This window comes from Novosphingobium sp. G106 (assembly GCF_019075875.1).
In the GTDB taxonomy this organism is placed as follows: Bacteria; Pseudomonadota; Alphaproteobacteria; order Sphingomonadales; family Sphingomonadaceae; genus Novosphingobium.
Window position 1 is genome coordinate 800,256 of the sequence record NZ_JAHOOZ010000001.1, and the last position, 12,559, is coordinate 812,814.

Here is a 12,559-nt window from a genome sequence, read left to right on the forward strand (position 1 = left end):
CGATCCTTTGCCCTCGGCACGGGATGTGGCATCGCCGACCAGGCGCGTCAATCGAGACCCTGGGGCTTGTTCCGGCCGCTCGGCTAGTTCACCGTGCCCGTCAATCGACGGGCATCAAGTCCCGCGTGGGTGAGGAATTGCGCATGCCTTCCGAAAAGGCCGCAACCAGCGGTGCCTACCTGCCGCTGGGCGCCTGCCTTGCCCTGACCTGCATGGGCCCGCTCAGCGGCTTGGCGCAGAGCGCGCTGGGGCCGATCCTGCCGCAGATCAGCGCCCATTTCGCCGCGAATCCCGACGCCGGCGTGCTCGTCCGGCTGATGGTGTCGGGCCTCAGCGCAGCGATGATCCTTGGGGCATTGGCCAGCGGATTCCTGGCCGAGCGGATCGGCGAGTTGCGGCTGCTGCTGATCAGCCTGGCGCTCTATGGCCTGACCGGCGCGGCTGCCTTTATGCTCGACGATCTTTACGCCATGGTCGCCTGCCGGCTGCTGCTCGGCATGGCCAATTCGGCCGCGGGCGGTCTCGCCATGGCGCTGATCACTACCGAGATCGCGCCGGGCGCGCGCGATCGCTGGCTGGGTTTCTACGTTGTCTCGGGCACGGTGGGCGCGGTCCTCCTGATGGGCCTAGTGGGCGTGATCGCGCATTATGACTGGCGTTACGTATTCCTGCTCTATCTCGTCGCCTGGCCGATCGCGCTGGCGGCTGCGCTGACTTTCCCGAAGCGCGACAAGGCGGCCCGCGCCGCTGCCGCGGCCGAAGCGGCGGTGGGCTATCCCATCCCGTGGCGGCTGATGCTGGTTGCCATGCTGATCGGCGCGCTGGGGACGACCGGATTCATGTATATCCCCTATCACCTCGTCACGATCGGGCAGGGACGGCCGGAACAGCTCGCACCCCTGCTGATGGCAGGGGGGCGGTCGCGAGCACCGCCTCGTTCGGGTACGGTTGGGTCAGGCGCTTTCTTGCGACGATTCCGCTCTTCGCGGCGGGGCTGGTGCTGTTCTCCGTCGGCGTCCTGGTGATCGCCGCGGTCAGCGACCGTGCGCTGGTCTTCTTCGGATTCGCGATCAATGGCGCCGGGCTGGGCCTGCTCATGCCGCACCTGTTCTCGGCCTGCGCCGCGGCGACGCCGCCGATCTACCGGCCGCGGATGATGGGCCTCGTGCGGGCGACCTTCTATGGCGGTCCCCTAGTCGCGCAGTTGGCGCTCGAGCCGGTTCTCGCCCGGTTCGGTCCGACCGCGGCGGTCGTCGGGATCGCGCTGATCGGCCTGTTTGCCGTGCTCGTCGTGCTGTGCTTCCGCCGCGCTTTCGTGCCCGCGGAATGAGCGCGGAACATTTGGTTACCGGCATTGCGGGATCGCGGGCGCGAGTTTAAGGGCTCGGTTAATACGGCTAGACAGGATTCACTGACGATGAACACTTCCGAAATGACCGCCAAGATCGCCGCCGGCCAGGGCTTTATCGCCGCGCTGGACCAGTCGGGCGGTTCCACCCCGAAGGCGCTCAAGGGCTATGGCATCGAGGAAGGCGCCTGGAACTCCGAAGAGGAGATGTTCGGCCTGATCCACCAGATGCGCAGCCGCATCATCACCTCGCCCGTCTTCACCGGCGAGAAGGTGCTCGGCGCTATCCTGTTCGAGCGGACGATGGACGGTATGGCCGGCGGCAAGCCGGTTCCCGCGGCGCTGATCGCCAAAGGCATTATCCCGTTCATCAAGATCGACAAGGGCCTCGAGGACGAAGTCAACGGCGTCCAGCTGATGAAGCCGATGCCCGAGCTCGACGCGCTGCTAGCCAAGTCGAAGGCGCTCGGCGTCTATGGCACCAAGGAACGCTCGGTGATCAATTCGGCTAACCGCGAGGGCATCGCGGCGATCGTCAAGCAGCAGATCGAAGTCGGCCTGCAGGTGCTCGCTGGCGGCCTGGTGCCGATGCTCGAGCCCGAGATCAACATCAAGAGCCCGTCCAGGGCCGAATGCGACGCGATCCTACTCGACGAGCTGGCCAAGCAGCTCTCGGCCATGCCGGGCGACGCCAAGGTCATGCTGAAGCTGTCGCTGCCGGTCCAGCCGGGCCTCTACGATCAGCTGGTCGACCACCCGCGCGTGCTGCGCGTCGTCGCGCTGTCGGGCGGCTATCAGCGTCCCGAGGCCTGCGCCGAGCTGGCCAAGAACCGCGGCATCATCGCCAGCTTCAGCCGTGCGCTGCTCGAAGACCTGCGCGCGCAGATGAGCGACGCCGAGTTCAACGCCTCGCTGGGCGGCGCGATCGACGAGATCTTCAAGGGTTCGACCCAGAAGGTCGGCGCGGCCGTCAGCGCCTGATTTCCCGCGGTCCGCCTCCCTGGGGAGGACCGCTATTCGCCGATCAGCTCGATCCGGCCGTCGCTCTGGAAGATGAATCCGAAGCGATAGGCGCTCGGCGGGATCGGGCGGTTCTGCACGCCGCGCGGCGGCAGGACCGCGGCGAGTTGCAGCGTGCCGCCGGGCATCGGGATCGGCTTGCCCAGCACCATTTCGCGTGTCTGGCCACTCGCGCCGCCCAGCCGCACCGATAGCCGCACCCGGCCGGCCCAGACGCAGCTCACGTTCTGCGGGCAACGACTGTCCTCCAGCACTTCGATCGGTCGCAGCCGGACGCCATGGACGTGGACGGTCTCGCCGATTCGGGCCGTGACGGTGCGCGGTGGCGGCGCGGCGCTCGCCAGCGTGGCAGTAAGGGCTATCGGCACGAGCAGGATTGCGGCAGTCTTCATCGCGGGCAGATTGCCGCTGCGGCCCTGAACCGTTTCCGAACGGCGGTCGCCATTCGAATGCGGAGACATGAAATGGCCGAGTCCTGGCAAGCGGTTGACGACTATATTTCCGAGCGACTGCTCGGCCCCGATCCCGCGCTGTCCGCGGCGCTGCAGGCCAATGCCGCGGGTGGGCTTCCGCCGATCGACGTTTCGGCGGCGCAGGGCAAGATGCTGCACCTGTTCGCGCGGATGCTCGGCGCGCGGCGTGTGCTCGAAGTCGGTACGCTCGGCGGCTATTCGACGATTTGCTTCGCCCGCGCGCTCGGTGAAAGCGGGAAGGTCGTGACGCTGGAGATCGATCCGCACCATGCCGAAGTAGCGCGCGGCAACATCGACGCGGCGGGCGTCGGCGGCATCGTCGATATCCGCGTCGGGCCGGCGATCGACAGCCTGAAAGCGATGATCGCCGGCGGCGAGGCGGCTTTCGACCTCGTCTTCATCGACGCCGACAAGCAGAGCAATGCCGACTACGTCCGCGCCGCGCTCGACCTGACGCGGCCGGGCAGCGCGATCATCGTCGACAACGTGATCCGCGACGGCAAGGTGATCGACGCGGGCAGCGGCGACGCCATGGTCCAGGGCACCCGGCGGCTCTACGACTACCTCCACGGCGAGGCGCGGCTCGATTGCACAGCGGTACAGACCGTCGGCTCGAAGGGTTGGGACGGGTTCATGCTGGCGCTGGTGAAGGGCTAGGTCTTGCGCAAACGGCGCAGCGGCGCGATGAGCGCCGGATGATCGAACCCGCCGACGAAAAACGCCCTGCCTGCCAGCTCTATTTGATCTCGCCGCTCGAAGTCGGGAGGGCCTTTCCCGACCGGCTGGTGCGCGCGCTGGATGCGGCGCCGGTGGCGGCGTTCCAGTTCCGCGTGAAGGGTATCGACGAGCATGCCGCCGCGGCACTGGCCGAACCGCTCCAGCGGATCTGCGCCGACCGCGAGGTCGCGTTCATCGTCAACGATTCGATCAGTCTGGCCAAGCGGCTGGGCGCCGACGGGGTCCATCTCGGCCAGTCGGACGGCGAGGTTGCCGATGCGCGCGAGCGGCTCGGTCGCGATGCGCAGATCGGCGTCACCTGCCACGCCAACCGCCATCTCGCGATGGAAGCCGGCGAGGCTGGGGCGGACTACGTCGCTTTCGGCGCCTTCTTCCCGACCACGACCAAGGTTACCGAGCATGTCGCCGACCTCGAGATCCTGACCTGGTGGCAGGCGGTGTTCGAGCTGCCCTGCGTCGCCATCGGCGGCATCACGCCCGATAACTGCGGCCCGCTGGTCCACGCTGGCGCCGACTTCCTCGCGGTGTCGGGCGCGGTATGGAACGGAGACGAGGCTGCGGCCGTGCAGGCATTCTACAAGGCGATGAAGCCGCTGCGTGGCTAACGCCGGTTAGCTTAATAGTCGCCGGGACGCCGCGATGCACGGCGCCAGGGCATCGCGCAGGTTGATGCCGGCCTGGGCTTTCGACACCATCGGCACTTCCAGGCCGACGGTGAGGCCAGCGGGCAAGGCGCCCAGGAAGTCGGCGAGCGGCAGGTCGCCTTCGCCCGGGACGAGGCGGTCGTGACGCGCTTCCTCGCCGTAGTTGTCGGTCAGAGCCGGCATCGGCACGTCGCAGATCTGGATATAGCCGATCATCGCGGGGTAGATCGCCGCGACGTCGGTGGTGCTGGCGCCCGAGCGATAGACGTGCATCGAATCGAGCAGCAGCTTGCCGTTGATCGCGCCGACGTCACCCAGGAAGGCGAGGGCTTCGGCAATCGTCGCGGGCCACATCAGCGGCATGAATTCGATCGTCGCGACGAGCGCGCGCTCGGCCGCCATGGCCGCGAAACGGCCGAATTCGTCTATGGCGCGCTGGCGGTCCTGCTCGATCACGACGGCATTGACCACCGGTGCGCCGAGTTCGGCCATGATGTCCATCGCCGACTCTGTATCGACGATCTCGATCCCGGGCATGACGAGGAAGCCTTCGCCGAGCGCGATGGCGACGCCGTGCTCCTGCGCCGCAGCCTTGGTCGCACGGACCAGCGCCGGGTCGCTGCGCAGGTCCCAGGGCGCGAAGCCGTGCGGGTTGGCGGTGATCGGGCTGGGCGCGATGCCCGTGCGGTGCACGCCGAGCTCTGCGGTCAGGCGGATCGCATCCACCGGGTTCATGCCGAGCGTGGAAATGAATTCGAGTCCGAGGCGATCCACGTCTTTCTCCTTAGATCGCCGGCATGGGTTTCTCGCTCAGCGGCGCTTCCGGCGTAACTGGAGCGAAGACCGGATAGGGCCCTAGCCGGAAAACCGCCAGTGCCGCGACCACGGCCACCGGAATGCCCGCCGTAAGCAGCAGCGAATAACCGCCGGTCGTGTCGAAGATCCATCCGGCTATTACCGGCCCGACGCCGGCACCGGCGGCCATCAGGCTGGAGATGATGCCGAAGATCGCACCGAAATTGCGCAGGCCGGCATACCGCGTGGTGAGGTAGGTGCCGAGTTGCATTGAAGCGCCCGAGCAATAGCCGAGGACGAATACGGCGAAAGCCAGAGCCGCCATCGAACCTTGGGCCTGGAGCAGCAGCGCATAGGCAACTCCAGGCCCGCTATAGGCGATCATTGGCAGGAGGCTGCCCGGAATGCGGTCGATCAGTCCGCCGGTCACGAGCTTCCCGGTGATCGAGGCGATGCCGAGCACTGCGGCGATCGTCGTCGCCTCGGCCGCCGTAAGACCATCGGCCGTCAGCATCGGCACGATGTGGACCATGATCGATGCGCCCATCAGCGCCTGGAGGAACATGGCCAGCGCGATCCGCTGCATGACCGTCGTCCTTACCGCCTCGCGAAGCGTCAGGCCGCCGGGAAGCTCTTTCGGCGCCTCGTTGGCGGCCGCGGTTCTGGCGCGGGCGACGGGTCCGGTGACGTCGTGGAAGAACAGCATCGCCAGAGTCAGCGCCAGGCCGGCCCAGCCGATGCCGAGCCCGACATAACCACCGCGCCAGCCCCAGGTCTCGATCAGCAGCCGCGCGACCGTCGGACCCAGAGCCGTCGCGATCGCGCTGCCGCAGAGCATCACCGCGAGCGCGAGGCCGCGCCCGCTGCTAAAGGCGGCGGAGATCGAGCTGCCCCATACCAGCGTGCGCGTGAGCAGCGAGGCGAGGGTATAGGCGACCCAGATCAGCACCCACTGGTAGTACGGCCCGCTCATGAGGCCGAAGGCGGCGAAGCAGGTGCCACTGAGCAGCAGGCCGGGGAGTGCCACGCGCCGTGCGCCGAAGCGATCGACCAGGATGCCGGCGAAAGGCGCCAGCGGCATCGAGACCAGCGCGAAAATGGTCAGGCCGATCGATATCTCGGTCCGGCTCCAGCCGAATTCGTCTCCGAGCGGCTGCATGAACAGTCCCAGCGTGGCCGTCGGCAGCGTGCCCACCGACATGCCGAACATGCCGGCAATGACCAGCAACCAGTAACGACGCCACTCCTGCGAGGCGGGTACACTGCCTGGATTTGCATTCGTCGGCATTGTCTCTCCTCGAATTTTCTTTTTATAGCCCGGCCGGTCACTCCGCCGGGGCGAGCTGGCTCCCTGCAATGGCCTCATCGGGCCTGGCGAAAGTGGGATAGGGGCCGAGCCCGACGAACATCAGCGAGCAGAGCAGCATGACCGGCATCGCCGTCCACAACAGCGCGGCGTAGGAACCGGTGGCATCGTGGATCGCGCCGGCGATCAGCGGGCCGAAAGACGAGCCGAGCATCATCGAACTGGCGATGACGCCGAAGATCACCCCGAAGTTGCGCAGTCCGGCATAGCGCGAGATCAGGTAGGTGCTCACCTGCAAGCCGGCGCCGGCGGAATAGCCGAGGCACAGAGTGCCCGCGAGCAGGGCGATCGGCGTGTGGAACAGATCGATCAGCAGGAAATAGCCGATGGCACCGACCGCGAAGCTGCTGAAGGGGACCACGCTACCCTGGACGCGGTCGAGCAGCCAGCCCGAAAGGAACTTGCCGGCAATCCCGCCGAATCCCGCAAAGGCCGCGATTTCCGCCGCCTCGGTCTTGCCCACGCCAGTCTGCGCGATCAGTGGAACGAGGTGCACGGTGATGCCCGCGCCGACGAAGGACATCAGTAGATTGGCCACCGCGATGCGGATGACCCGCGAATTGCGGCAGGCTTCGCCGATGGTCAGACCGGGCAGACGGGTCACCTCACCGGCAGCATTGGTCCTGCGCTGGCCCAAAGCATGGGCGTCATAGAACATCAGCGCCACCAGAACGGCTCCGAGGCCGGCCCAGCCAAAGCCGATCCAGACATAGGCGGCGCGCCAGCCCTGGGTCTGGATCAGCGCATTGGCCACCAGCGGCGCAAAGGCCTGGCCCAGCGCCGAGCCGGTGAGCACGGCGGCGAGCGCGAGGCCGCGGCTGGCAGTGAAGACGCTCGACGTGCCGGCGCTCCACACGGTCGACTTGATCATGACCGAACAGAGCGAGAAGACGATCCACAGCACGACCCATTGCGTGATCGAACCGGTCGCCAGGCTGAGGCAGGCGAAAGTCGCGCCCGACAGGATCAGCCCGAACAGCGCCATGCGCCGAGACCCGAACCGGTCGATCACCGCACCCATCACCGGTCCTGCGAACGTCGCGGAAAGCCCGAAGATGGTCAGGCCCAGCGAGATCTGGGCGCGGGTCCAGCCGAAGGCCTGTTCGAGCGGCTCCATGAAGGTGCCGAGCGAATAGGTGACCATCGAATAGAACGAAAAACCGATCATCCCCGCGATGACCAGCGGCCAGTGCGCCTTCCATTCCTGGAGCGCGGTCCGTTCGGTTTGGCTCATCGCGGGGTATCGTCTCCCTTCCGGCTTAGAAATCGATCTTGCTGATCACTTTCTCACCGAACTCCTGCGCCATGTCGCACCATTCGCTGCGCGTGGTGGCCGGGATGCTGGTGCCCGAGGCGGCGACGCCGATCGACTTGAGATGCGCGTAGGAATCGATCGCTTCCTGGGCGCTCCAGCCCGGCGTCATCGCGAAAGTGCTCGAGGCGATCACCGACGGCGGCGTCTTGCGGCCGACCTTCTCGCAGTGCTCGGCCATGTATTCGATCGCGGCGATGATGTCCTCGTCGCCCGAGATATTGGCGGTGCGCGCGGTGTCGGTCACCATCTTGGGGACGATGAACGGATGCCAGGCATCGCCGAGCTCGACCGTGCGGCGCAGCGCGCGCTTGGAATTGCCGCCGACCAGCAGCGGCGGGTGCGGCTTCTGCACGGGCGTAGGCAGCACGCGGTTGCCGACGGCGGTGTAGCCGGTGCCTTCGAACGAGAAGTCCTCCCCGGTCCAGGCCAGCTTCATCGCACGCATGTATTCGTCCATCAGGTCGTTGCGGCTATCGAAGTCGACGCCAAGCGCCTTGTATTCGGGCTTCAGGTAACCCGCGCCGAGGCCGAGCAGGACGCGGCCGTTCGAGAAGGCATCGAGCGACGACACGGCGCGCGCGGTGATGAACGGGTTGCGGTAGGGCAGCACGACGATGTTGGTCTGCAGCATGAGCTTGGTTGTGCAGGCCGCGACCATCGACAGCATGACGAAGGGATCCTGCGCATAGTGCCCGCCGTTATCGAGCCAGCGGTAGGACGGCACCGGGTGGTCGGTGACCGTGCCCGAATAGAAGCCCGCGGCTTCGGCTGCCTGCGAGCATTCCTTGACCGCGGCCATCGAGATGAACTCGTCGCCGTGCTGGATGTGGTCGAATGGAAGGGTGACGCTGAGTGTGAAGGTCATTTAACAATATCCTGATAGCAATAAAAAATCAGTCGGTGACTTCGGGCGGAAGGATCCAGTTGTCCTTGGAGTCGCGCACCCAGCCGCTCGAGGCCCAGGAGCCGCCGTCGACGGGCAGGATCGTTCCGGTGACATAGCTCGCCATCTTCGAGGCGAGGAACACCGCAGCCATGCCGCATTCCTCGTCGATGCCGGCGCGGCCCTGCGGCACGCGGGCGCGGACCGAGGCTTCGGCGCTGGGGCCGGGCTTGTACCATTTGCTCTCGTCGACCGGACCCGTGAAGTTGCCGCGGATGCCCGGCGTGACGGTGATGTCCGGGGCGATCGTGTTGACGCGGATGCCGTGTTCGGCAAGCTCAACCGCCAGGGTGCGGGTGAGGTTGTTGATGCCGGCCTTGCAGGCGGCATAAACGGCATAGCCCGGCGCCGCGCGCGAGCCTTCGATGCTCGACACGTTGATGATCGAGCCGCCGCGGCCGCCCTCGATCATGATCGGGATTGCGGCGGAAGTGGCGGCCAGGTTGCTGACCAGGTTGAGGTCGATGTGGCGCCGCCAGTTCTTTTCCAGCAGGTCCTTGAACGCCCGCCGGGTGACGCCCCCGGCATTGTTGACCAGAATATCGAGCCGGCCGAAGCGCTCGCCCGTCGAGGTCACTGCTTCGGCGACCTTGTCGGCTTCCATGACGTTGTAGGGGAAGGTCAGCACTTCGCGGCCGCGCTCGCGGACTCGCGCGGCTACTTCGTCGCAGCGCTCGGGAATGTTGTCGATCACCGCCACGTTGGCACCCATGTCGGCCATGCACAGCGCGATCGCGCGGCCGATGCCGCCGCCGCCGCCGGTGACGAGTGCCACCTGTCCGGTCAGATCTATCGCGCTTGCATCCATTTCCCAGCTTCCTCTTCCTGGCGGCCTACTCTTTCAGCAGCGCCGCCGCATCGATCAGATCGTCAGGCTCATCGACATCCCGCGCGAGGCCTTGACTGTGAATTTCCTCGAGCCTCAGGCCGATCCGATCGGCTTCGGCCTTGTGCCGTGCAAAGCTGTCAGTCCCGAAGGCGAATGAAAAGCCCTTTGCTGCCGGCAGCGGCAAGGAAATCGCATTGGTCCCGGTGCCGTGGCGGTCCGGTGCAATCGCGATCGTTCCGGCGGGCGCTGCGGCCAGCAGTTCGATGTCCTGCGCGGTGACCAGTGGCAGGTCGGCGTGGATTACGATGAGGCGGCTCGCTTCCGCCTGGGCGAGGGCCGAGGCGGCCGCGGCATTGAGCCCGCCGCCCGGATCGCTCAGCACCGCGACATCGCCAGGCAGCGCCGTCCGCGACGTGCCCATCAGGCAGACCCGCGAGACGTTGCGCGCGCCGCATGCCGCGTCTACCACCCGTTCCAGCATCGCATCGACCAGTGCCGCGCGCGCCGGGGCGTCGAGCACCCCGGCGAGCCGGCTCTTGCTGTCCGGCGTGGCCCTCAGCGGTATGACGGCCCAGACGGTCATCTTATGGGATCGCGGGGGCTGCGGTCAGTCCGGTGAAGCGGATGCCCGCGCCGTCGGCCTTGTAGGTCTTGTTCATGTAGATCAGCAGCGAGGTGATCGCTTCGGCCGCGGCCGAATTGACCAGCGCGCCGCCAGAAAGCCCGCGCAGGTCCATGTCGTTCACCAGACCGACGACGGTGTTGCGCGCTTCGACGTCGTCGCTGAACACCAGAACGTCGCAATCAACTTTGGCATCCGTATCAAGGATATGCGCGGCGACATTGTGAAACGCCGTGACGAAGCGGATATCGGGTCCCAGGTGCTCGCGCGCTTCGGCGGCGGCGCTGCCTGCGGCGGGAAGCTGGACGCGCATGACCTTGGGCGGCACCAGCGGCACCGTCGTGTCGACGACGATCGCCGAGCCGACCTTGTCCTTGATCTGCTTTAGCGTGGCTTCCTGGTTCTCGTAGGGGACGGTGACGATCACTACGTCCTTGCCGACCGCGGCGTCGTCATTCGACGCGCCCTTGGTGCCCAGGCCCATTTCGGCGGCGATGCCTTCAGCCTTCTCCGCCGCGCGGCTACCGATGGTGACATCGTGTCCGGCTTTGGCCAGACGGCGGGCAATGCCCTTGCCGAGGTGGCCCGTGCCGCCGATGACTGCGATGGATGCCATATGAACTCTCCGGATTCTGTCGTTGCTTGCACGGGCTCATGCCGATAGCGGCTGGGTACGCCAAGCCATAAAAGCGAAATTGCGAAAGATTTTTCCTGTGAGCGAACAGAACGAGATGTCCCGCGCGCTAACCGTCACGCCTTTGCATGGCATGCCTCTGTTCACTACCGGAAGTTCGGTCGCGCGCGAAATCGCAGCAGCGATGCAGCGTGCGGACGTCGCGCTGGGCGACGGCGACGTCGTGGTCGTGGCGCAGAAAATCGTCTCGAAGGCCGAGGGAAGGACCGCAAGGCTGCGCGACGTTACGCCAGGCGACGAGGCGGTGCGGCTGGCCGGCGAGACGGCGCGCGAGCCGCAGGCGGTGCAACTGATCCTCGACCAGTCGAGCGAGATCCTGCGCGCGCACCCCGCTGCAATCATCGCGCGGCATCGGACCGGGCACGTCCTGGCCAATGCCGGGATAGATGCTTCCAACGTCGAGGGCGGCAATGTCGAGGGCGGCGAGGACGACAAGGTCCTGCTCTGGCCTATCGACCCGGACGCCAGCGCGCGAGCGATCCGTGCCGAACTGTTCGTGCTCACCGGCCGGCGCCCGGCCGTGGTCATAGCCGACTCGATGGGCCGCGCCTGGCGGATCGGCACGGTGGGCACAGCGATCGGCTGCGCCGGGCTCTGCGTCGTCGATGACCGGCGCGGCGTGGACCAGGACCTCTATGGGCGGACATTGCAGGCGACGATGATCGCGGTGGCCGATGCCGTCGCGGGCGCGGCGGTGCTGGTCATGGGTGAGGGCGCCGAGGGCGTCCCCGCGACCTTAGTGCGCGGCGTCAGCCGCTGGGTTTCGGACGACGACGGGCCGGGAATGGTCGCGGGCCTGCGCCCGGTAGAACAGGATATGTTTCGATGAGTGGTCATGTACTTGCGCTTTCCGGAGGCGTCGGTGGCGCGAAGCTTGCGGCGGGCCTCGCCGCGGTGCTGCCGCCCGAGCAATTGACGATCGCGGTCAATACCGGCGACGACTTCGAGCATCTCGGGCTCACCGTCTGTCCGGACATCGACTCGGTGACCTATGCACTCGCCGGGCTCAACGACACCGAGCGCGGCTGGGGTATCGTCGACGAGTCGTGGCGGACTATGGAGCGGCTCGGCGCGCTCGGTGAGGCGACGTGGTTCAACCTCGGCGACCGCGACATGGCGATGCATATCGCCCGCTCGTGGCGGCTGCGCGCGGGCGAAAGCCTGTCCGAGATCACCGCGCGGCTGACTTCCGCGCTGGGCATTGCCCACAGGGTCGTGCCGATGAGCGACGCACCAGTGCGCACCCAGGTCGAGACCGGGGACGGCTGGCTCGACTTCCAGCACTATTTCGTCCGCGAGCAATGCCGCCCGGCTGCCAGGGCGATCCGCTTCGAGGGCACGCCGGGCGCGGCGATGTCTCCGGGGCTGGCCGAGGCGCTGGGGCGCGACGATCTCGCCGCGGTGATCCTCTGCCCGTCAAATCCTTTCCTCAGCGTCGATCCGATCCTTGCGGTCGACGGGGTGCGCGACGCGCTGGCGGCACGCGACGTACTTTTCGTCGCGGTGTCTCCGCTGGTTGGCGGCCAGTCGCTCAAGGGACCGCTGGGCAAGCTGCTCGGGGAGCTCGGCCGCGAGAATAGCAACCGTGCCATTGCGGAGCACTATGCCGGCCTGCTCGACCATCTGATAATCGACGAGGCCGACGCCGCTGACGCTGAGGGCTTGCGCGCCATGGGAATTTGCGCAACGGTAACGGGAACAGTCATGTACGGAGCTGCTGAACGGGAGCGGCTCGCGCGCGTAGCACTGTCAGCTGCCCGACTTGGATAGGA

Annotated in this window: 15 protein-coding genes; 7 read left to right on the forward strand and 8 right to left on the reverse strand. The window is 66.8% G+C overall.

Annotated elements, in window-relative coordinates:
- Nucleotides 1–143 precede the first annotated feature (143 nt).
- The 3 genes from KRR38_RS03760 to KRR38_RS03770 all read left to right on the forward strand — a co-directional run bounded on the left by KRR38_RS03760 (nt 144) and on the right by KRR38_RS03770 (nt 2,329).
- Nucleotides 144–1,025: an MFS transporter gene (locus KRR38_RS03760; protein WP_217398754.1), complete on the forward strand. Its 882-nt coding sequence runs from the start codon at nt 144–146 to the stop codon at nt 1,023–1,025.
- Nucleotides 998–1,330 carry a hypothetical protein gene (locus tag KRR38_RS03765; protein WP_217398756.1) on the forward strand — a complete coding sequence of 111 codons (333 nt, stop codon included), beginning with the start codon at nt 998–1,000 and terminating at the stop codon, nt 1,328–1,330. Before KRR38_RS03760 ends, KRR38_RS03765 begins: the two co-directional genes overlap by 28 nt.
- An 87-nt stretch (nt 1,331–1,417) precedes the next feature.
- Nucleotides 1,418–2,329 (forward strand): fructose bisphosphate aldolase, encoded by a 912-nt coding sequence (locus KRR38_RS03770; protein WP_217398757.1) that lies wholly within the window; start codon nt 1,418–1,420, stop codon nt 2,327–2,329.
- Nucleotides 2,330–2,361: 32 nt separating this feature from the next.
- Here the strand turns inward: KRR38_RS03770 and KRR38_RS03775 are convergent, their stop codons facing one another.
- Nucleotides 2,362–2,829, reverse strand: coding sequence for a hypothetical protein (locus tag KRR38_RS03775; RefSeq protein ID WP_217398758.1), 468 nt, complete (start codon nt 2,827–2,829; stop codon nt 2,362–2,364).
- 3 nt (nt 2,830–2,832) lie between these two features.
- On the opposite strand from KRR38_RS03775, the gene KRR38_RS03780 reads away from it, so the two are divergent.
- Nucleotides 2,833–3,498 carry an O-methyltransferase gene (locus tag KRR38_RS03780; RefSeq protein ID WP_217398760.1) on the forward strand — a complete coding sequence of 222 codons (666 nt, stop codon included), beginning with the start codon at nt 2,833–2,835 and terminating at the stop codon, nt 3,496–3,498.
- A 38-nt stretch (nt 3,499–3,536) separates the two neighbouring features.
- Nucleotides 3,537–4,184, forward strand: coding sequence for a thiamine phosphate synthase (gene thiE, locus KRR38_RS03785; RefSeq protein WP_217398762.1), 648 nt, complete (start codon nt 3,537–3,539; stop codon nt 4,182–4,184).
- Nucleotides 4,185–4,190: 6 nt separating this feature from the next.
- Here the strand turns inward: thiE and KRR38_RS03790 are convergent, their stop codons facing one another.
- Genes KRR38_RS03790 through npdG form a run of 7 tightly spaced genes read right to left on the reverse strand, consistent with a single transcriptional unit; the run spans nt 4,191 to nt 10,709 of the window.
- Nucleotides 4,191–4,997 carry a sugar phosphate isomerase/epimerase gene (locus KRR38_RS03790; protein ID WP_217398764.1) on the reverse strand — a complete coding sequence of 269 codons (807 nt, stop codon included), beginning with the start codon at nt 4,995–4,997 and terminating at the stop codon, nt 4,191–4,193.
- A 10-nt stretch (nt 4,998–5,007) separates the two neighbouring features.
- Nucleotides 5,008–6,306 (reverse strand): MFS transporter, encoded by a 1,299-nt coding sequence (locus KRR38_RS03795; protein ID WP_217398766.1) that lies wholly within the window; start codon nt 6,304–6,306, stop codon nt 5,008–5,010.
- Nucleotides 6,307–6,343: 37 nt separating this feature from the next.
- Nucleotides 6,344–7,618, reverse strand: a complete 1,275-nt coding sequence (locus tag KRR38_RS03800; protein ID WP_217398768.1) for an MFS transporter — start codon at nt 7,616–7,618, stop codon at nt 6,344–6,346.
- Between the two features lie 25 nt (nt 7,619–7,643).
- A complete protein-coding gene (locus tag KRR38_RS03805) occupies nt 7,644–8,564 on the reverse strand; it encodes an LLM class F420-dependent oxidoreductase (RefSeq protein WP_217398770.1) in 921 nt (306 codons plus the stop codon).
- 28 nt (nt 8,565–8,592) lie between these two features.
- Nucleotides 8,593–9,450, reverse strand: coding sequence for an SDR family NAD(P)-dependent oxidoreductase (locus tag KRR38_RS03810; protein ID WP_217398772.1), 858 nt, complete (start codon nt 9,448–9,450; stop codon nt 8,593–8,595).
- Nucleotides 9,451–9,475: 25 nt separating this feature from the next.
- Nucleotides 9,476–10,054: a 2-phospho-L-lactate guanylyltransferase gene (gene cofC, locus KRR38_RS03815; RefSeq protein ID WP_217398774.1), complete on the reverse strand. Its 579-nt coding sequence runs from the start codon at nt 10,052–10,054 to the stop codon at nt 9,476–9,478.
- A gap of 1 nt (nt 10,055) precedes the next feature.
- On the reverse strand, nt 10,056–10,709 hold the full coding sequence (npdG, locus tag KRR38_RS03820) for an NADPH-dependent F420 reductase (RefSeq protein ID WP_217398776.1): 654 nt from the start codon (nt 10,707–10,709) through the stop codon (nt 10,056–10,058).
- Nucleotides 10,710–10,806: 97 nt separating this feature from the next.
- Between npdG and cofE the strand changes: the two genes are divergently transcribed.
- On the forward strand, nt 10,807–11,616 hold the full coding sequence (gene cofE / locus KRR38_RS03825) for a coenzyme F420-0:L-glutamate ligase (RefSeq protein WP_309140970.1): 810 nt from the start codon (nt 10,807–10,809) through the stop codon (nt 11,614–11,616).
- Nucleotides 11,613–12,557: a 2-phospho-L-lactate transferase gene (gene cofD, locus KRR38_RS03830; protein ID WP_217398778.1), complete on the forward strand. Its 945-nt coding sequence runs from the start codon at nt 11,613–11,615 to the stop codon at nt 12,555–12,557. Before cofE ends, cofD begins: the two co-directional genes overlap by 4 nt.
- Nucleotides 12,558–12,559: the final 2 nt, after the last annotated feature.